Raw genomic sequence first — 19,067 nt, 5'->3', positions numbered from 1 at the left:
GGGTGCCGTTAGTTTTTCAGGGTAAACGCGCTAACATCATAATTAGGAGAGAGTCCTGATATTTTGGCGTTGTCGAAGCGTTTGTTGATGGCTATTCTTTCTTTCTGATAGTATAATGGAATAAATGCGGCATCGTCGTGCAGCATGGTCTGGAGTTGCTTTAGACGCTGTGCTTTCTTTTCCGGTGTATCGGCGGTATTAATGGCGTCTAACAATTTATCGCTTTGCTCATTGCCGAACCCAGTATAATTAGGCCCACCCAACTCGCCTGCAGACGTGCTCAGCAATCCCTGAAAGTTAAACACAAACGGATTGCCTGAAAGAGAGCGGAAAAACATATCAAATTCATGCGCCTTAGATTTCTGGCTAAGCAGGTTGGCTTCCATAGCCTGTACGGTAACAGGAATGCCAGCTTTGGAAGCAGTTTGCTGAAAGATAAGGGCTGCATTTTCGAAATTGCTATTGCCAGCCCTGTAAATTACATCGATGGTAAGTTTCGTTCTTTTGCCGTTGATGGTCTTGTACCAACCGTCCTGTTCCTGTTTCCAGCCTGCAGCGTTCAACAGTGCTTTGGCCTCCGATAGATTGTAGCTTCTTGGTTTGAGGTTGGTGTTGTAATACTCGTTGATAGAGGGAGGGATGATACTTGCAGTTGGAGTAGCATAGTTCTGCTGTGATGCCTTGATCATACCGCTTACATCGAGCAAATGAGCAATAGCCTGCCTTGTGCGTTTATCCGAGAACTTAGGTAAGCGGCTGTTTATACCTGCATAAGTACATTCGTAGGCATCAGGGGTATGAAGCGTAAAATCGTTCTTAAAGTTTTTGTCAGATTTTAGGTGATCGAATTCAGCAGCAGAGATGTTGTCCAACACATCTAGCTGTTTGTTTTTTAAGGCAAGTAAAGCTGTGGTGTTATCCGGGATAACATGAAAGCTTATAACATCAGGATGTGCCGTTAAGTGAGCCTGGTCTAAATTATTACCCCACCAGTTCTGCTTTCGCTTTAGCACAATGTGCTGGTTAGGCAAATAAGCATCAAGAAGGTAACCGCCGCTACCCTGTAAAAAGGCTTTGCCGCTCTTAAAGTTTATAGCGTTAAACTCCTGAGCAAAAGCCTTCAGGTTCTCATTGTTCTCAAGCTCGGAAAGATCGTCGCTTAGCTCCGCCACCTGTATCGATTTAAGTAGCCCTTGCGGATCGAACAGGTACGATGGAAGTATAAAGAAATCTCCGGTCAGGAGCTCCATTTCTGGAGCATACCCGTCGCAGACGAAAGTAAACTTTCTGGGGTTAGTTTTATCGAGCCTTATGTCACGAATAAACTCGACCTGAGGCTTAACACGCTCATTGTTCACTAAAGGTGCCTTTAGTACCTTTAGTGTAAAGGCAATGTCGTCTGCTGTTACAGGAGACCCGTCAGACCAGGCGGCTTCATCTCTTATCTCATAAGTAAACAGCGTTAGTGAGTCCTGCCTAACCATTTCGGGCATGGCAGTTACTAACGCTGGCTTCAGCTTATCTTCTTCTAAATCAACTACTAAAAGGCTTTGAAACAGCAGGTTTATAATCTGCAGTGACTCAGCATCAGCATAATTAACTGGGCTGATGGTTTCCGGTTCTAATGGAAATCTAACTTTTACTTCGTTCAGCTCCTGTTGCGGTTGGCTGCAGAAGCAAAGAAAAAGCAAAAGAATAGGTAAAAGTAAGCTGGCTTTCCTCATTTAAATATTGATCCTTAACGGTACTATTTAACTGAGGACAAGATAGAGAAAATTTACTATAGATGGTAAATCACTGACCTACCCACTGTCCTGTACCTCCAAATGTTCCTAATGCAGGATCTGTAGAAGTTTTTGGCTTATCCTTCTCTTTTGTCTCAGTTGAAGGTGTTGTAGAAGTTTGTGGTGCAGGCTGAGCAGGAGCTGTACCAGTCGCTAGGGTGATGATTATTGCAATGATAGTAGATAACATAATTTTTCAGGTTTTTAAGTTATGGTATTGCAAATATGTATTACATAAATGTTATTTTAAATGAAAGTTTTATTTGAAAAGTAACTTGATATTTATTGATATATCTCTGCATTTTATTATATTGTCAACTCTTAATATTTGATAAAGTTATATGGCTTTATATTTTTGATAGATCAAAGAGTCGCAAAAGTAACATAGCTTAATGGTAAGGTGAACCGTAAATCTACTCACTTACTTTCTGAAATTTTATGAAGAAAGCACATAAAAGGTAACTTTAGTTTTGAATACATCTTGTTGCTGCATAACCTTAATAATTAGCTCTACTATACTGTAGCCCATGAATGAACTGATATCACTTTCAAGAATGGTAACATTCTGTAACAGCCCTTCCAGCTCCTTACCTGATAAAGATTTAAAAGGTAAAGAGGGCTTTTTCGTGGAGAAGCTGCTGCACAAAAGCTATGATACAGATGAAGAGGCGGCTTTTGAACTCTACAATTCCAACCCTAACGATGTTAGGTACAAGATGCTAAAACACAGGATAAAAAAGAAATTTTATAATAACCTGTTTCTAGTAAATTATCAGAAGCTAAAAGTAAAGCCTTTTATACAAGGTGAGCAGGAATGTTACATGTTACTGCACCATGCCAATCTCTTTTTAAAGCAGGCAGACTATAAGTTAGCAGAGCTGAATGCGAAAAAGGTGCTAAACATTGCCACTGAGTTCGACTTTACCAATTTTAAAATTGCAGCCTTAGAAATTCTGCTGTTCTGTAACTCTGAACTGGGAGCTTACAAAAGCTTTACAGCCAACAAGCGACAATTGGATACTTTAATGCTGAAAAAAGCATATGAAAGTGAGGCTGTGAACCTATTTTTACTTATCCGAATCAGGTTAAATAAATCAGTAAAGTCGAGGAGAGAGTACTTACCCCAGCTTGAAAAAGATCTTGATAAACTGGAAATGCTTTGGAAGAGCAGCCGGACTTTTGATGCGTTTAGCGCCTACTACAAAGCACATATTTGGTATAATGAGTTGATAGGCGACTTCGCAAAAATAGTTGAGCTAACGGTGTTATCGGAAAAGTTACTTGAGAGCGGAGAGGTTTGCGCCCAAAGATTCGATGCAAGCTACAATAAATATGTGCTGGTTTACGCGCACTTAAAGGCAGCTAAGTATGATAAAGGACTTGTCTACGCCGAGAAGTTCTTGGAAGAGTTCAGTCAGAACTCTCATAACTGGTTTGCATACTTGGAAAATTATTTCTTGTTGGCAATACATTCCAAGAAATATGAATTGGCAGGAACGTTGTTGCATAAAGTGTTCAGTAATACATTTTATGCAAAGTTATCTGCCGCTGCCAAAGAACGCTGGCAGCTTTATCAGGCTTACTTATCTATTGTTGATGATAGCTCAAAACAAAATCATATTACTAACCCATACTTACTCTCACTGCCAGAATACAGTAAAGACAAACAGGGATTCAATGTAGCCATACTTATACTTCAGTTCTTTTACTTCCTTAAACGAAAGGATATAGAAGCTCTTTTGTACCGCATCGAGAGCCTAAAGAAATATATTCATACCCACCTGAAAGATACGTTTAGTCTTAGAAGTAAGCTATTCTTAAAGTTGCTTATACTAGCTGTAACAGAAGATTTTGAGGCAGACAGTATTCGGAAGAAAGGTAGAAAGCACATGGAGAAATTAATCGACTCTCCAACACCGGGAGATGCTTACGCAGAAATTGAAATTGTTCCTTATGAGCATTTGTGGGAGTTGATCCTGGAAGTGCTACAGCAGAGGTATTAATTTTGTGCATACGGCTTTAGTAAAATATGCAAGATTTAAAGAGATTAGTCAGGATTATTGCAGATGAAGGCTCTAAGGTTCTTCCTGTAGTTGATCCTACTGACTATACTAGCCTTGAGGGAAGGCTGTACCAGTTTATAAGAAATCACGACGAACTAACAGATGAGGAAGTATGCCTGCACCTATATGGCGAAAAAAGACTGACACCCAGCTATAGGATGCTCAAGTCAAGGCTGCGTAAAAAGCTGCTGAATAGTATTGCTTTTATAGAGCTATCAGAAAAGCACACAAGAATCGGACATGTTAAATATATAGAGGCATCCTTTCTGATTCATCAAGCTAATAAATTATTTTGGTTGGGCGAACCGTTACTGGCCGAGAAAATTGCCGATCAAAGTATCGCCATTGCCCAAAAAATAGAGCTATACGATGTTTTATTTAAAGCCTACGAAATAAAGCAACAAGCAGAGCTTGCAATAAGTAATAGAAGCAAGTTTGAATACAGTTCTAGAATGCTGCAACATTACGCACGGATGCATGCGTTTGAATGTGAAGCGATTATTGTTTTTAACAAGTTAAAGTTCGAAGTAAGCACTGGCGTAAGCAACACAAGAAAACAAGGTGCTGATTATAAAGAATTGTTGCTTAAGTTAAAGGATATCTGGCAAACAACAGGCTCATCCAGGATCCACAGTTTTTACCATATAGCACACATTGGTTATTGTGAAGTACTAGGTGATTATGAAAATATACTTATTGCGATCAAAGAGGCTGAGGATTTGCTGGTAAGCGGCAGTATTAATAAAGTATGGTTTAACGAAAATTTTAATAATTATATTAAAGTATACTCCTGTTTAAGGCTGGGTAAACTGGAAGAAGGCTTGCAGTACTCAAGCTTGTGCTTAGATAAGTTAAAGGAGGGTACACCAAACTGGTTTGCCTTCTTAGAAAATTATTTGCTCTTATCGCTACACAAGAATGATCATAACTTAACAAGACAGCTGTGTGCATTAGCTGTTGAGAAAGGAGTGCTTAAGAGCTCTATATTCAGCTCTAAAGAAAAGTGGACACTCTATCTTAGATATGTAAAACTGTTGTTGCCACAGGAACAAATTGTGGAGGCTGCCATCCCTGATTTAGGAAAGTACGAAATATCTCTGCTCTCCAAAGACAAAGAGGGGTTTAATCTTCCATTACTGATTGTAGAGTACCTGGAAATGATGCCTAAACTTGATGCGGAGGACATGGAACTGTACGCATCACGATTTAGGAAATACTCCTCCAAGTATCTTAAAGGTGAAGTATGGGATAGGGCAAGGCTATTTTTAAAGCTTTTAATCCTAAGCATGAAGGAAGAAGGAGAGAGGCTGGAAAAGAAAGCAACACCTTTGCTGCAAAAACTCAAGAGCACGCCACCGCCTCGTGATCCAGTTGCTGAAGTAGAAATCATTCCGTATGAGCACTTGTGGGAGTTAGTGTTGGAGCGGCTACAACAACGGGTAAATAAATAAGGTTATGCGCTCAGAGCAAGGTGTTGGTATCAATTTTTTTCTTATTTTTCTACTATGGAAAAGAACAACCCCACCGTTACTCGTGCCTGGTGCTTTTATGATTGGGCCAACTCAGTTTACTCGCTGGTAATCACTTCTACTATCTTCCCGATCTACTACAGCGCAGTTGCTAAAAATGCGGATGGCAGTTCGATGGTTAACTTCTTTGGTTTTAGCCTGGAAAGCTCGGTTCTTTTCTCTTATGCCATATCGGGAGCGTTCCTAATTATTGCAGCCATGAGCCCGCTTTTAACTGCCATCGCGGATTACAGCGGGCGCAAAAAGCTGTTTATGCAGCTGTTCTGCTACTTGGGCTCACTTTCCTGTGCCGGCTTATACTTCTTCACCCGCGAAACCTTTACCATCTCAGTTATACTTTTTGTGCTGGCTTCTATCGGGTTTAGTGGTAGTATAGTTTTCTACAATTCATATTTACCTGAGATTGCCACCGAAGATCAATATGACAGGCTTAGTGCCAAGGGCTTTTCGATGGGGTACATTGGTAGTGTGCTGCTGCTGATATTTAACCTGGCCATGATCATGAAACCCGAAATCTTTGGTATTGCACCAGAAAATACATCGTTGCCCCCACGGATTGCCTTCCTGACGACAGGTATTTGGTGGTTTGCCTTTGCACAGTACACCTTCTATCACCTTCCGGGTAATGTGTACCACCGCAGGCCGCAGGGCAGCTGGATACTCAACGGGTTTAAGGAGCTGCAGAAAGTACTGGCCCAGGTAAAAGAGCTACCAATGTTAAAGCGTTACCTGCTGGCTTACTTCTTCTTTAACATGGGTGTGCAGACGGTTATGTATGTTGCTACGATATTTGGCATTGAAGTGCTTAACCTGCCAGACGAAGCACTGATCATTACCATCCTCATCATACAGCTGGTGGCTATCGCCGGAGCATATGGCTTTGCTATACTATCCGGTAAGTATGGCAACATCAAGGCACTTATTGTGGCTGTTATCATCTGGATAGGCATTTGTATCGGCGCATACTTTATCCGGGGGCAGTTCGATTTTTATGTACTGGCTGCTATTGTTGGCTCTGTGATGGGAGGTATCCAGTCTCTGTCGCGTTCTACGTATTCAAAGCTTATTCCTTCCACCACACAAGATCATGCCTCATACTTCAGTTTTTATGATGTAACTGAAAAGGTATCCATTGTATTAGGTACGTTGGCTTACGGTGCCATTGCACAGATAACAGGCTCTATGCGCAACAGCATACTTGCTTTGATTGTGTTCTTCGGCTTAGGTTTGATTTTCCTGTTTATGGTAAAGGGAAAGAAGTCGTTGGAGCCGCTGGAGGAAGTCAAGGAGCCTGCTAAGGTATAAAGTTTAGTTTGCCCTCTCATACTTAATCATCCCCCTATACCCTTCAAAGGGGGACATGCTCAGTATGAGTACTTTAAACTGTAGGTGTCTTGCTTCCTGACTTCCTACGAAGCAGAAAGTTTAGACTTCCGATAGCAGAAAAATGTCCCCCTTTGAAGGGGCTAGGGGGATGACAATCCTACAGAAGTATAAGTTTGCATAAAAAAATCCCGCTGAAGTATAACCTCCAGCGGGATTTCTGTTTATAACATTAAGGTTCTTAAAGCTTACTTCTTATAAACCTTTTTGCCGTTAACATAAGTATAAAGTACCTGTATGCCACGCATCTCCTCAGGCTTTACTTTCATCATGTCTTTGTCAACAAGTATAAAATCGGCGAACTTGCCTGGCTCTATACTGCCTTTCTCATTCTCTTCGAAGTTAGACTTGGCAGCCCAGATTGTCATGCCTCTAAGCGCATCTTCACGGCTAAGGGCATTCTCCATCTGGAAACCTGTTGCCGGCCAGTTTTTAGCATCCTGACGCGCCACTGCTGCATGGAAAGTATAAAACGGGTTGATATCTTCTACCGGGAAGTCAGAGCCTAGCGGAATATAGCCGTTCTGCTGCATCAGCTCTTTAAAAGGGTAGGCGTGCTTAATGCGCTCTTTACCCAGTCTGTCGCCGGCCCAGTACATATCCGATGTGGCGTGCGTTGGCTGTACCGACGGTATAATGCTAAACTTGCCGAACTTGTTCATGTCATCCGGATTCACGATTTGTGCGTGCTCAATTCTCCAGCGCTTGTCGTTCTTTTCACCCAGCACCTCGCCGTAAATGTCAAGCAGTAAGCGGTTCGCAGAGTCACCAATGGCATGGGTATTCATCTGGAATCCATGCTCGTTCAGGAGCTTGGCTATATCGCGGAACTCTTGCTCCGTTGCCAGTAAAAAGCCATAATGATTATGCTTGTCAGCGTACGGTTTCAGCAGGTTAGCACCCCTGGAGCCTAATGCACCATCAGAATATACTTTGAAGGAGCGAACATTAAGCCTATCGGTTTTATAAGGACCATTCTTAAAATAGTAGTCCTGGTTTTGCTTCGTAGGGTTCATCATAGCGTAAACCCGCGTCTGGAACTCGCCTTTTTTGTGCATGTCATCCATCAGGTCTACTGTGGATTTATCCAAACCGGCATCCGCAATAGAGGTAAGTCCTACGGCAAAGGTATTGGCCTCAGCATTCTTCAGGGCCATACGCTTTTCGGCATCAGTTGGCTCCGGAATTTTAGCAGACACCAGGTCAATAGCATTGTCGATCAGGATACCAGTCATTTTACCGTTCTCCACCTCAACAAGGCCGCCTACCATCTTCGTTTTCGGGGTGATGCCAGCCAGATCCAGCGCCTTTTGGTTTACTAAGGCAGCATGGCCATCTACGCGGGTAAGTATGATCGGAACATCCGGGAACAGCTGATCCAGCGTATCTTTCGTCGGAAATTCCTTTACAGCCCAATCGTTCTGGTCCCAGCCACGGCCTGTAATCCAGGCAGTGTTCGGGTATTGCTGGCGCTGCTCTGTTACCTTCTGCACTACCTCCTTAAATGATTCTGTACCCACCAGGTCAGCTGACTGCAAACCCAGACCGTAGCGGTAGAAGTGTGCGTGTGCATCAATCAGACCAGGATATACAGCTTTGCCCTGCGCATCCAGTTCTTCAGTGGCTTTATACTTGCTCCTGATCTCTTCTGATGTGCCAACGGCTAAGATCTTTCCGTCTTTCACGGCAAAGGCCTCGGCAGTATCAAAATTGCTGTTTACAGTATAAACTGTACCGTTATAAACGATCAGGTCGGCTGTCTCTGAGCCTGTCTGGCTGCTGGTACAGCCGGTTAGTAAGGCGCCACCAAGCAGAAGCGTAGCAGCAAAAGTGCGTAAGGACTTAGTCATAAGGGTTGGTTAGTTGGCTTTTATTCGAAGCGCATGTGCTTTACAGAGTCACCGGTGTTGATCAGCTCCACCAAAGAGTCGATGCCAATGCTCAGGTGCTTCTCTACATAATTTGTGGTTACTAATTTATCGCTTTCAGATGTTTTCACACCTTCCGGTATCATTGGGTTATCAGACACCAGCAGCAGTGCACCATGCGGGATTTCGTTAATGAAACCAACTACAAAGATGGTGGCTGTTTCCATATCGATGCCCATAGCGCGGATCTGGCGCAGGTATTCTTTAAAGTCTTCGTCGTGCTCCCAAACGCGGCGGTTTGTTGTATAAACTGTGCCGGTCCAGTAGTCCATCTCGTGCTTCTTGATCATAGAAGAAACAGCACGCTGTAAACGGAACGACGGAAGGGCCGGAATTTCTGGTGGCAAATAGTCATCAGAAGTACCCTCGCCGCGGATAGCCGCGATCGGAAGTATAAGGTCGCCGATCTGAGTCTTTCTTTTCAGGCCACCGCATTTGCCCAGGAACAAAGCAGCTTTAGGCTTTACGGCTGATAGCAAATCCATTACGGTTGCAGCCATGGCGCTACCCATACCAAAGTTGATGATCGTGATGTTATTGGCTGTAGCTGTTTGCATGGGTTTGTCCAGGCCACGTATTTCTACACCGAAACGGTCAGCGAACATCCTTACATAGTTGATAAAGTTAGTAAGCAGAATGTACTCACCAAACTCATCGAGTGGCACGCCGGTGTACCGGGGCAACCAGTCGTTTACTATTTCTTCTTTGGTCTTCATAATGTCAAAGTAAATAAATTGATATAAAAAATCCGCCTTGGCAGGGTAGCTACTAGGGCGGAGCATCAGAAAATGGCTAAATTGCGCTATGGAAGCTCTCAATCTGCCACCATTCGATTACAAAATTACAAAATCTGGAGCGAATTACCTGATATTTGATGCCCTTCGCCGAAAAAACGTGGTACTAACGCCGGAGGAGTGGGTAAGGCAGCATTTTGTGCATTACCTAACGGGTGCATTAGGCTATCCCAAAAGCCTGATCAGTATAGAGCGGGGTACCAGCTACAACACCCTCCAAAAACGAACCGACCTTTGCGTGTACAGCAACGAAGGCAAGCCGCATCTGCTCGTAGAGTGCAAGGCTGCATACGTACCCATTACGCAGGATGTTGTAAAACAGGTGTCGGTGTATAACCAAACGCTTCAGGCAAAGTATGTTGTAATTACCAACGGGCTGCAGCACTACTGCTGGCAGGTTGACTTTGAAACCCGAAGGTTTGAGCCGCTACAGGAGATACCGACTTTCCAGCCTTAAAGCATTTATCCTGAGCAGCCACCCGTGCCGAAGCAGATATTTATGCATAACTGCGGATTCGTGATTCCTTTAGGCTATTTTTGCACTCAGATTTAAGTATAAAGTATGGCAAAGCAGAAACAGAGCGAAAATTTTAACATAATTGTAACTACCCTGGCAGGTTTAGAAGAGGTGCTGGCAGCAGAGCTCGCCGACCTGGACATGGAGTATATAAAAGTGGGAAACCGCGCTGTAACCTGCTCCGGCAATTTGCGCCAGCTTTACGAAGCCAACCTTTGGTGCCGCACTGCCATCCGCATACTGAAGCCTATCAAAAACTTTAAAGCCCGCAACGAGAAAGATCTGTATGAGCAGGTGCAAAAGTTAAACTGGACTGATATTTTTGACTTGGACCAGACTTTTGCCATAGATGCCGTTGTGAGCCATTCCACATTTGAGCATTCGTTGTTTGTAGCCCAGTTAACCAAAGATGCCATTGTAGACCAGTTTCGTAAGAAAACCGGCGAACGACCATCTGTTGACAGGATCAGACCTGACCTGCGCATAAACCTGCACATGCACGAGAACATGGTAACGCTGTCGCTGGACTCGTCCGGGGATTCGCTTCACCGCCGTGGTTACCGCCTGCAAACCAACGTGGCGCCGCTAAACGAGGTATTGGCAGCCGGTATTATTGCACTTTCTGGCTGGGACAAAAAGTCTACTTTTATCGATCCGATGTGCGGCTCGGGTACTTTCCTGATTGAAGCTGCGATGATGGCCCAGAACATTGCACCCGGCTTGTTTCGCCGCGACCCGTTTGGGTTTGAGAAGTGGAAAGACTACAATGAGCAGTTGTTTGAAATGGTGTGGAACACAGCCGAAGCCAAAGAAAGAAAAACACCTCAGGCAGAAATTATTGGCTACGACATTGACCCGGATTACATCGAGGCTGCCCGCACTAACATTGCGAATGCAGGTTTACAGGATGTGATCAAGATTGAGGAAGCTGATTTCTTTAAAACCGAAGCATCTGCTGAACAGGGTGTGCTTGTTATGAACCCACCTTATAACGAGCGTATCCAATCTGACGATATAAATTTGCTGTACAAGAACATTGGCGACACGCTGAAGCAGAATTACCAGGGTTTTGATGCCTTTGTATTTACCGGTAACTTGGACGCCGCCAAAAGTATAGGCCTGCGCACCTCCCGACGCATACCACTTTACAACGGCCCGATAGATTGCCGCCTGCTAAAGTATGAGTTGTACCAGGGCTCACGCAGGAGTGGAGGAGAAGAGCAATAGCCAGCTTAACTGCCCCACCCGCTATTTGTCTAAGCATGAGAGGGTTGGGGTAAGAATCATGCTTAAGCTAAGCCTCTCTTTTTGCGCTTCTGCCAGCGCAGTCCAAGTATAAAAAGGGCTGCAACTATCAGGATTGGCCATAAGTATAAAACACCTACAATTAAGCCTTTAAACAAGTGCCAGCCACTGCTGAAGGCTGAAACGGCACGGGTAGAGAAACTTGTTCTGTCGGTGTAAGAGGCTGGCACCAACTGGTACATCGTTAGGTTTATGGTGCTAAAACTAGTCTGCTGCTGCAAGGCCTTTAGCTGCGCCTGCACCGCCTCAAGTTCTTCCTGCACCTTCCTCAGCTCAACTTCAATAGCCAGTACATCCTCTACTTTGGTAGCCTGTTTCATAAGCTCCAGGTAACGCTGCTGCGCCGTTTGTTTTGCTTTGATGCGCGCCTCCACATCCACATATTGCATGGTCACATCATCGGCTGTAATCGCTTTATCATCCAGAAAAATGCTTTCGGCCTGTATGTCTTTTACCAAGGCAAACAAATTCTCCGGTACAACTTTAATAGTAAAAGTAGACTCTATACTTTCGTTGCCGTTGTAGCTGCGGCTGTTCGTAATGGTGGCATTATACTTTTTTACCAGTGCCTCAATCCTGTTGCTGCTCTCATCGAGGTCCTGCACCTGGAGCCGCAGGTTTGCCTGACGGATGATTTTGCGATCGGAGAGAAGGGGAGTGGCATCAGCGGGAGTTGTAATAAGTGCTTGTTTCTCTGCCATAGAGGCTTCCATTTCTTCGGTATCCATCCCGGATTCGCAGGCAGTCACAATCAGCAGCAACAAGCCAAGTATAAAGTATGAAGTAAAGCGCATAGAATCAGAGGTTTGTTTTAAGTTGATACAGAAATCTAAAACAGGTAACCTCCAAATAAGGAAGCACCTTTCGCTTACACTCATGTAATCTGTTTAATGTAAGGTATATGTTAGATGGCCTTAAAATGCAAAAGCCTGCTACATTGCTGCAGCAGGCTTTTGCTATACTTTATACTTTGATTAAGATATCCATGGAATATTGCTGAAGTCGGGCTTACGCTTCTCCAGGAATGCGTTTCTGCCTTCTTTCGCTTCTTCGGTCATATAGGCTAAACGAGTTGCTTCACCGGCAAATACCTGCTGCCCCACCATACCATCGTCGGTCAGGTTAAAGGCAAACTTTAGCATTTTGATGGAGGTAGGCGATTTAGCCAAAATTTCCTGTGCCCACTGATAAGCTGTGTCTTCTAACTCATCGTGTGGGATAACAGCGTTCACCATACCCATGTCGTAAGCCTCTTGTGCCGAGTAGTTTCTGCCCAGGAAGAAGATCTCACGGGCACGTTTCTGGCCTACCATCTTTGCCAGGTAAGCAGAGCCATAACCCCCATCAAAGCTGGTTACGTCAGCATCAGTTTGTTTAAAGATCGCATGCTCTTTGCTGGCCAGTGTAAGATCACATACTACGTGCAAACTGTGGCCGCCACCTACTGCCCAGCCCGGTACCACCGCAATTACCACCTTCGGCATAAAGCGGATCAGGCGCTGTACTTCCAGTATATTCAAACGTGGAGTACCAGACTCATCCACATAGCCCTGAAAACCACGTGCGTTCTGGTCGCCGCCGCTGCAGAATGAATAAACGCCATCTTTCGTTGACGGGCCTTCTGCCGAAAACAAAACTACACCAATTGAGTGATCCTCACGGGCATCCAGAAACGCATCAAACAGTTCAAATACTGTCTTAGGCCTGAAAGCATTGCGCACATTTGGTCGGTTAAAAGCGATACGGGCTACGCCGCCGGCTTTTTTATAGGTTATATCCTCGTATTCCTTTGCGGTTTTCCAGTCTATTTTGCTCATAACTTTATATTTGATGCAATTTAGCCTTTTCTGTGCTTTGGCTCAAATGGATTTTAGATTAAGGGTGCAGAGGTACTATACAGCTTTGTCAGAATCAGGATTTTGAGATGTATAGTTCTGCAGTACCAAGTCCAACCACCCCTTTATCCCCTCCTTGTCCAAGGCGGGGAATTCTGCCTATACTGAGGTATGAGTATCAACACTGTAGCAATAGCCTAACCCCCTTTCACTAAAATCTCTCGTAACAAGCCTAGGGTGTACAACTTTCAGAGTGACATAAAAAGGAATAGCTTTAACTATTGTGATGACAGTTGAAGCAGTAATAACAGACTCCCCGCCTTGGATAAGGGGGGCGATCTGGCGTTGCAGAAAAGCAAGTCTGGATACTGGTGCGCACTTGACGTCAACAGCTGGATGCAGGCACCAGTAGATAACTGTTCCCTCTCCTGATAGGAGAGGGTTAGGCTACTACAGTACCAACTGGTTGTGCAAGTGCTGCAGCATCTCCTCTGCATTAGTACACAACCCTGGATGTACAGCCGAGGTTTGCACCACAGTGCTGCGTGCAGCAGTTAGCCACCTGAAGCGCTCTGCGATGGAAAGTTGCCCAATAGGCCCACCTTCGGAGCGGCCTTTGCAGATACGTTCGAATGCCTGCAGTCTTTCTTTCAGTTCCTCCATATCCAAATCTTTGCAGAAAGCCTTCAGCCGGTCTTCATTTAGATCGAAAATTGTATGTAGAAAGCCTAGGCCACGGCAATAAAGTATAACACCTACATTCACAAACTCCTCACGCTCTACCCGCGGCACTACCCTGATAACAGCATACTCAAATAAGTGCTTATCTTGCATCCTGAGCTCCTTTCACAAATATTTCTGAGTTTGCGATTCTGTTATTTAGGAATGTGGCGTACGCCTGCCGGTGTTCTTCTGCGCTTGCAAACGGTGACTCGACACCGGTAAGCCACGCATCCGGAATCAAGGAAACTAGTGCCTGAATGCGCTCTGGGGTAAGTATAGCAGAGAACTCATCGTTTACGGTTTCCAGCTCTTTTGCTTTTGGCAGCAATACGTGGTCTTTTATCTGTGCGAAGGGGCGTTTTGCTTGGTCTTCCCAATTGCTCCAGTTATGGTGGAAGTATAAAGAGGCGCCGTGATCAATCAGCCACAATTCTTTCTTCCACATCAGCATGTTGGTGTTGCGGCAGGTGCGGTCTACGTTCATGATCAGGCCATCGAGCCATACTATTTGTGAGGCAAGTGTAGCGTCTAATTCATTTACCAGCGCATCAAATGTAATAGCACCGGAAAGGTAATGCAGCGCCAGGTTCAGTCCTTCGCTGGCACGTAGCAGATCCTGTATTTCTTCGTCGGGTTCGGTACGGCCGAAGGCTTCGTCTAAGTTTACAAACACGATTTCAGGCACCCTGAAGCCAAGTAAGCGGGCAACCTCACCGGAGATAAGCTCCGCAATCAAAGCTTTTACTCCCTGACCTGCACCTCTGAATTTTAGCACATACAGAAACTCATCGTTGGCTTCTACAATGGCTGGCAACGACCCGCCTTCGCGCAGCGGCGTTACATATCGGGTTACATCAACGGTTCTAAGTTCAGGAGGAGTATACTTCATAAGGAGGTAATACGGAATTTATACCTTAGTGCTAATGATTTGCAATGCACGTGCAACAACGCACCAAAATAGCTATTCGGTTCGATTTAACGCTGTTGTTGCAGACTGTTCTACGCTAATGATGCACTATGCCTTTCTTACAAACTCAGACTTGAGCGCCATGGAGCCAAAGCCGTCAATTTTGCAATCGATGTTGTGGTCTCCGTCTGTTAAGCGTATGTTTTTTACTTTTGTGCCGGCCTTTACTGGTTTTGGAGCACCTTTTACAGGCAAATCTTTGATGACAACTACAGAATCCCCATCCTGAAGCTGATTTCCGTTGGCATCTACTACTTTTAATCCTGCGTCTTCTTCAACCTCGCTTGGGTTCCACTCATTTCCGCACTCGGGACAAGCGTAAGTTTCTTCACCCGTTGCATAACCATAAGGTGAGTTGCACTTAGGGCATTGTTTCATTTCTTCAGACATGGGGCAAATTTATTAATTCTTTTCGATTGAGTGGAATGCACTCGTGCAGCCGATAGGCGAGGCGTAGCCAAGCATAAAGGTTGAACTTTGTTGGCATATGTTAATTTTCTGTATCAAGTCCATTAATAATTCATTAGGCTCATTGAAGGGAAAGGCTAAAAATAGCTACAACACATAATACTCTTTCGTGAAGTAGATATGAACCTCCCTCTTTAACCATTCAGGCTGCTCTTCCTTAGAATCGTTTACGACATAGTTCACCACCCTACCCCTAACTCTGTGCCTGCCTCTTCGCTTTGGCTCAATAAGTACAATAGCAAAATTGTTCTTGCCTTTAACAGTATCTCGAATAGAGTTCTTGCCAAGTCGGTATTCTTCATTAAAGTTGCCGATGTGCACCTCCATTTTCCCTTTACTACCCATCAGCGGTGTTTCCAGCTTGACCAGTAACCTGTACGATTCACCAAGCTTGACCGTGTTTGCGCTGCTCTTCAGCGTGATGTATACGCTGCTGTCAGCATCGATCCGTCCCTTCTCATCAAATACAATGTACTGGTTCTGATGCTCCTGATCCCCTTGTGAGAAATATTCGTGTCTCTGTACTAAGTTACCTTCTCTATCGTAGAAATCCACCCAGCCATTCTTGCGCCCACGCTTGAAAGGAACAGACTGCTCTAACACACCGCTCTCATGAAAATACTTGGCGGTGTCGATCATTACCCCTCTATTGAAAGTGACATTGGATTTGGGGTTGCCGTTTTCGTAGTAGACTGCTGTTTTCCCTTCCCTCTTGCCGTTAACGAAGTAGCTTACTCCTTTAACTTTTCCGCTTGGATAGTATTCCACTTGCTTACCGTGGGCCATCCCATCTTTATATTGGCCTTCCACCTCTACTTGCCCATTAGGATAGTGCCAGACCATCTTCTCTGTATTGTCGCACCCAACAAAGCACAGTCCAACAATTACAAAGGCTATAAGCTTAAAAATACTTCTCTCTGATTCTGTCACTCGTAAGTCTTAACTGTATTTAAGTAATTAGATTACTTGCCAACGTCTCTGCTATGGTGCGTTCATGCACTATAGGATTTGTTGAACTATGTTATTTTGTCCAGTAAGATGTTTTTACAGTATCCGTATAGGTTCTATCAAACTTACCTTTTCGAAAAGCATACTTGATAGTTGTACTGTCCTTTTCTACAAGATAATTAGGATTTCCTTCTTCTGAATCATCTTCATCTGTTATGCTTTCTTGTACCGAGACAAATTCAAGTTTACTATTACTTCGTAAAGTTGAATATCTATAATCTTTAGCACCTGGATAATAACCAAGTTCTGCAACAGGTGTGATAGACATTAACTTATCATGTATGTCGAAAACAAATAAGAACACCTTATTAACTGCAAAGTCCAGTTCTTCTCGCTGAGAAATTAACAGAAACTTATAATCTAAAGGAGTCTCTATTTGTCCCCAATAATAGTGACTGATGTTGGTTCCTTCAGAGAAGTCAGCCGAATAGCGTTTGTTTTCGAAAAGACTATTATTCTTTATAAACTGCTCATAGAAGGAATCACTAACAGGTAGTAGAGTAGAATCATTTTGCTCTTCATCAGCTATGAAAATTCTGATTGAGTCACCGCTGATCTTCTTAATTCTGCTACTATCTTCCATAAAGCTAAATGACGATGTAGTGGCTTCCACAGAGTCAGTTTGCTTTTTAGTTTCTTCTTTAACATCAGGATTACAAGCTACACATGCTAGGAAAACTAATAGAAAAAGATACTTCATATATGTGTTAATTAAGTTCAACGTGTTCGTGCTATATTTTGGGTGAGGCGTAGCCGAAGCCTAAATTATGCACCTTGTTAGGTGGTTTAATTTTTCAGTTGCTCTTGGTGCTTGCTAAAGTTTTCCATCCATTCAGGCAGTTCATCATGCAGGTCTTCCCACTTCTTAGTTATAGTAAGCTCTTCTGTTACACCATGCAAAGTCTTTGGAGTTAGTTTTATTTGAAGCTCTCCAAAATCGAACTGGTCAAATGAAACAAGGTGGCTAAACAGTAATCCTGTCGTTGTGTCCGCTATTAGCTGCTTAATCTTCTCTTTTACTTCATCATCAAGGTTGGTAAAAGCTGCTCTAAATGCTTTGTCTTTCTTACTTGCAGCGTTCTCTCGTGTAAATGGTTTTTCACGTTCTGGATTGCTGACCAAGTCAAAAGCGTTATCTAACCAGTAATCAAGGTTGCTTATCAAGCTGACACCTAACAACGCTCTTGCTAACTTTTGTTTTTCTTCTTCTGATTCAGGAATCTCGATGTTGCCGAACTTATCGACTACATACTTTTCAATAAGTTCTTTCATGATTCATTATACCACCTAACTACTGAATAGTAGGAGTACCTACTCCTACTATCTGCACTATGTATGGAGCATTAAACCACATCCACACAATATATCCTTAAATATATACTTTTAAATATAACCAAAACAAAAAGAGCACCCTCTACAGGTGCTCTTTCTTATCATCAAGTATTAACTTATACTTTAAATTCTTCTGATCTGTGCGCCGATGGCATTTAAGCGGCCATCGATGTTTTGGTAACCACGGTCAATCTGCTCAATGTTGTCGATAATGCTGGTTCCTTCGGCAGACAGGGCTGCAATTAGCAGGGCCACACCGGCACGAATGTCAGGAGATGACATGCGAATACCGCGCAATGGCATCTGGTTGTCTAAGCCAATAACGGTGGCACGGTGCGGGTCGCAAAGTATGATTTGAGCACCCATGTCTATCAGTTTATCAACAAAAAACAAGCGACTCTCGAACATTTTCTGGTGTACCAGCACAGTACCCTTTGCCTGTGTGGACACTACCAGCGCCACACTTAATAAGTCAGGTGTTAAACCTGGCCAGGTGTGGTCAGCAATGTTTAATATACTTCCGTCAATATAAGTTTCTACTTCGTAGTGGTCCTGGGAAGGGATATAGATGTCATCGCCACGGAACTCCATTTTAATGCCCAGGCTACGGAAAGTGTCTGGTATCAGGCCAAGCTCAGCAATCTGGCAGTCTTTGATCGTGATCTCAGAACCTGTCATGGCAGCAAGGCCGATGAAAGAGCCGATCTCGATCATATCGGGCAGCATGCGGTGCTCTGTGCCACCCAACTTCTCTACACCCTCTATAACAAGTAGGTTAGAGCCTACGCCACTTATTTTGGCACCCATGCGGTTTAGCATACGGCACAGCTGCTGCACGTAAGGCTCGCAGGCAGCATTGTAAATGGTAGTAGTACCTTCGGCAAGTACGGCAGCCATTAAAATGTTGGCAGTACCTGTTACAGAAGCTTCATCTAGCAGCATGTAAGCACCTTTAAGGCCGTCAGCGTGCACGCCGTAGAAACTTTCATCAGAGCTATACTCAAATTTAGCACCCAGTTTTTCGAAACCGATAAAGTGTGTGTCTAGTCGGCGGCGGCCAATTTTATCGCCACCTGGTTTAGGCATTTTGGCTTTTCCGAAGCGGGCTAGCATCGGGCCTACAATCATAACCGAACCACGAATGGCACGACCCTGCTCCACAAATAACTCTGTGTCCAGGTAATCCAGGTTTACATTGTCAGCCTGGAAAGTATAAGTATCCAGTGCGTTGCGGGTAACTGTTACGCCAAGACCCTGCAAAAGCTCGATCAGCTTATTTACGTCGCGGATGTCCGGAACATTAGAAATAACAACAGGCTCTGCGGTAAGTAAAACTGCGCAAAGTATCTGAAGTGCCTCGTTTTTAGCACCCTGTGGGTAGATATCGCCTTTAAGTTTGGTGCCGCCCTTTACTTCGAATGAAGCCATTTA

At 44.1% G+C, this 19,067-nt stretch carries 18 protein-coding genes; 5 read left to right on the top strand and 13 right to left on the bottom strand.

Translation table 11 applies throughout. The features are described 5' to 3' along the window. Positions 1-8: 8 nt before the first annotated feature. Both H8S84_RS16035 and H8S84_RS16030 read right to left on the bottom strand, forming a co-directional pair. Entirely contained in the window at positions 9-1,691 is a 1,683-nt protein-coding gene (locus H8S84_RS16035) for an ABC transporter substrate-binding protein (RefSeq protein WP_230407219.1), read from the bottom strand. Between the two features lie 103 nt (positions 1,692-1,794). Beyond that, the gene (locus tag H8S84_RS16030; protein ID WP_187068392.1) at positions 1,795-1,974 is read right to left on the bottom strand and encodes a hypothetical protein; all 180 of its coding nucleotides are present in this window, start codon (positions 1,972-1,974) and stop codon (positions 1,795-1,797) included. 337 nt (positions 1,975-2,311) lie between these two features. Here H8S84_RS16030 and H8S84_RS16025 point away from each other — a divergent pair, with 337 nt between their 5' ends. From H8S84_RS16025 to H8S84_RS16015, 3 genes are read left to right on the top strand one after another with little or no spacing between them, the layout of a single operon-like run. Beyond that, positions 2,312-3,787: a hypothetical protein gene (locus H8S84_RS16025; RefSeq protein WP_187068391.1), complete on the top strand. Its 1,476-nt coding sequence runs from the start codon at positions 2,312-2,314 to the stop codon at positions 3,785-3,787. Positions 3,788-3,813: 26 nt separating this feature from the next. After that, positions 3,814-5,298 carry a hypothetical protein gene (locus tag H8S84_RS16020; protein ID WP_187068390.1) on the top strand — a complete coding sequence of 495 codons (1,485 nt, stop codon included), beginning with the start codon at positions 3,814-3,816 and terminating at the stop codon, positions 5,296-5,298. A gap of 54 nt (positions 5,299-5,352) precedes the next feature. Then, a complete protein-coding gene (locus H8S84_RS16015) occupies positions 5,353-6,681 on the top strand; it encodes an MFS transporter (RefSeq protein WP_187068389.1) in 1,329 nt (442 codons plus the stop codon). A gap of 266 nt (positions 6,682-6,947) precedes the next feature. On the opposite strand, the gene H8S84_RS16010 is transcribed toward H8S84_RS16015, so the two are convergent. Next, positions 6,948-8,609, bottom strand: coding sequence for an amidohydrolase (locus H8S84_RS16010; RefSeq protein WP_187068388.1), 1,662 nt, complete (start codon positions 8,607-8,609; stop codon positions 6,948-6,950). A gap of 20 nt (positions 8,610-8,629) precedes the next feature. Continuing rightward, complete coding sequence (locus tag H8S84_RS16005) at positions 8,630-9,403, bottom strand: AMP nucleosidase (RefSeq protein WP_187068387.1); 774 nt, start codon at positions 9,401-9,403, stop codon at positions 8,630-8,632. 88 nt (positions 9,404-9,491) lie between these two features. Here H8S84_RS16005 and H8S84_RS16000 point away from each other — a divergent pair, with 88 nt between their 5' ends. Further along, positions 9,492-9,938, top strand: a complete 447-nt coding sequence (locus tag H8S84_RS16000; RefSeq protein WP_187068386.1) for a type I restriction enzyme HsdR N-terminal domain-containing protein — start codon at positions 9,492-9,494, stop codon at positions 9,936-9,938. Between the two features lie 105 nt (positions 9,939-10,043). Continuing rightward, the gene (locus tag H8S84_RS15995; RefSeq protein WP_187068385.1) at positions 10,044-11,225 is read left to right on the top strand and encodes a THUMP domain-containing class I SAM-dependent RNA methyltransferase; all 1,182 of its coding nucleotides are present in this window, start codon (positions 10,044-10,046) and stop codon (positions 11,223-11,225) included. A gap of 62 nt (positions 11,226-11,287) precedes the next feature. Here H8S84_RS15995 and H8S84_RS15990 read toward each other — a convergent pair whose 3' ends face one another. The 9 genes from H8S84_RS15990 to murA all read right to left on the bottom strand — a co-directional run bounded on the left by H8S84_RS15990 (position 11,288) and on the right by murA (position 19,064). After that, positions 11,288-12,097, bottom strand: coding sequence for a DUF4349 domain-containing protein (locus H8S84_RS15990; RefSeq protein WP_187068384.1), 810 nt, complete (start codon positions 12,095-12,097; stop codon positions 11,288-11,290). A gap of 180 nt (positions 12,098-12,277) precedes the next feature. Continuing rightward, positions 12,278-13,120 (bottom strand): 1,4-dihydroxy-2-naphthoyl-CoA synthase, encoded by an 843-nt coding sequence (locus tag H8S84_RS15985; RefSeq protein WP_187068383.1) that lies wholly within the window; start codon positions 13,118-13,120, stop codon positions 12,278-12,280. 468 nt (positions 13,121-13,588) lie between these two features. Next, entirely contained in the window at positions 13,589-13,972 is a 384-nt protein-coding gene (locus H8S84_RS15980; RefSeq protein WP_187068382.1) for a DUF3037 domain-containing protein, read from the bottom strand. Then, positions 13,962-14,750, bottom strand: coding sequence for a HipA family kinase (locus H8S84_RS15975; RefSeq protein ID WP_187068381.1), 789 nt, complete (start codon positions 14,748-14,750; stop codon positions 13,962-13,964). The genes H8S84_RS15980 and H8S84_RS15975 overlap by 11 nt, the downstream gene beginning before the upstream one ends. A 126-nt stretch (positions 14,751-14,876) precedes the next feature. Continuing rightward, on the bottom strand, positions 14,877-15,218 hold the full coding sequence (locus H8S84_RS15970) for a zinc ribbon domain-containing protein YjdM (RefSeq protein WP_187068380.1): 342 nt from the start codon (positions 15,216-15,218) through the stop codon (positions 14,877-14,879). 165 nt (positions 15,219-15,383) lie between these two features. Further along, positions 15,384-16,226 (bottom strand): toxin-antitoxin system YwqK family antitoxin, encoded by an 843-nt coding sequence (locus H8S84_RS15965; protein WP_187068379.1) that lies wholly within the window; start codon positions 16,224-16,226, stop codon positions 15,384-15,386. Between the two features lie 91 nt (positions 16,227-16,317). Then, the gene (locus H8S84_RS15960; protein WP_187068378.1) at positions 16,318-17,004 is read right to left on the bottom strand and encodes a hypothetical protein; all 687 of its coding nucleotides are present in this window, start codon (positions 17,002-17,004) and stop codon (positions 16,318-16,320) included. An 86-nt stretch (positions 17,005-17,090) separates the two neighbouring features. Beyond that, complete coding sequence (locus H8S84_RS15955; RefSeq protein ID WP_187068377.1) at positions 17,091-17,576, bottom strand: hypothetical protein; 486 nt, start codon at positions 17,574-17,576, stop codon at positions 17,091-17,093. A gap of 183 nt (positions 17,577-17,759) precedes the next feature. After that, positions 17,760-19,064 (bottom strand): UDP-N-acetylglucosamine 1-carboxyvinyltransferase, encoded by a 1,305-nt coding sequence (murA, locus tag H8S84_RS15950; protein ID WP_187068376.1) that lies wholly within the window; start codon positions 19,062-19,064, stop codon positions 17,760-17,762. Positions 19,065-19,067: the final 3 nt, after the last annotated feature.

This window comes from Pontibacter cellulosilyticus (genome assembly GCF_014306105.1).
In the GTDB taxonomy this organism is placed as follows: Bacteria; Bacteroidota; Bacteroidia; order Cytophagales; family Hymenobacteraceae; genus Pontibacter; species Pontibacter cellulosilyticus.
The sequence above is the reverse complement of the archived record's forward strand: the minus strand, read 5'-3'. Positions and strand labels throughout refer to the sequence as shown.

Coding starts and splice junctions, on each gene's coding strand:
- H8S84_RS16005 (WP_187068387.1), bottom strand. CDS start 9,403: ATGAAGACCAAAGAAGAAATAGTAAACGACTGGTTGCCCCGGTACACC.
- H8S84_RS15955 (WP_187068377.1), bottom strand. CDS start 17,576: ATGAAAGAACTTATTGAAAAGTATGTAGTCGATAAGTTCGGCAACATC.
- murA (WP_187068376.1), bottom strand. CDS start 19,064: ATGGCTTCATTCGAAGTAAAGGGCGGCACCAAACTTAAAGGCGATATC.
- H8S84_RS15985 (WP_187068383.1), bottom strand. CDS start 13,120: ATGAGCAAAATAGACTGGAAAACCGCAAAGGAATACGAGGATATAACC.
- H8S84_RS15960 (WP_187068378.1), bottom strand. CDS start 17,004: ATGAAGTATCTTTTTCTATTAGTTTTCCTAGCATGTGTAGCTTGTAAT.
- H8S84_RS16030 (WP_187068392.1), bottom strand. CDS start 1,974: ATGTTATCTACTATCATTGCAATAATCATCACCCTAGCGACTGGTACA.
- H8S84_RS16025 (WP_187068391.1), top strand. CDS start 2,312: ATGAATGAACTGATATCACTTTCAAGAATGGTAACATTCTGTAACAGC.
- H8S84_RS15975 (WP_187068381.1), bottom strand. CDS start 14,750: ATGAAGTATACTCCTCCTGAACTTAGAACCGTTGATGTAACCCGATAT.
- H8S84_RS15995 (WP_187068385.1), top strand. CDS start 10,044: ATGGCAAAGCAGAAACAGAGCGAAAATTTTAACATAATTGTAACTACC.
- H8S84_RS15970 (WP_187068380.1), bottom strand. CDS start 15,218: ATGTCTGAAGAAATGAAACAATGCCCTAAGTGCAACTCACCTTATGGT.
- H8S84_RS15980 (WP_187068382.1), bottom strand. CDS start 13,972: ATGCAAGATAAGCACTTATTTGAGTATGCTGTTATCAGGGTAGTGCCG.
- H8S84_RS16010 (WP_187068388.1), bottom strand. CDS start 8,609: ATGACTAAGTCCTTACGCACTTTTGCTGCTACGCTTCTGCTTGGTGGC.
- H8S84_RS16015 (WP_187068389.1), top strand. CDS start 5,353: ATGGAAAAGAACAACCCCACCGTTACTCGTGCCTGGTGCTTTTATGAT.
- H8S84_RS16020 (WP_187068390.1), top strand. CDS start 3,814: ATGCAAGATTTAAAGAGATTAGTCAGGATTATTGCAGATGAAGGCTCT.
- H8S84_RS15990 (WP_187068384.1), bottom strand. CDS start 12,097: ATGCGCTTTACTTCATACTTTATACTTGGCTTGTTGCTGCTGATTGTG.
- H8S84_RS16000 (WP_187068386.1), top strand. CDS start 9,492: ATGGAAGCTCTCAATCTGCCACCATTCGATTACAAAATTACAAAATCT.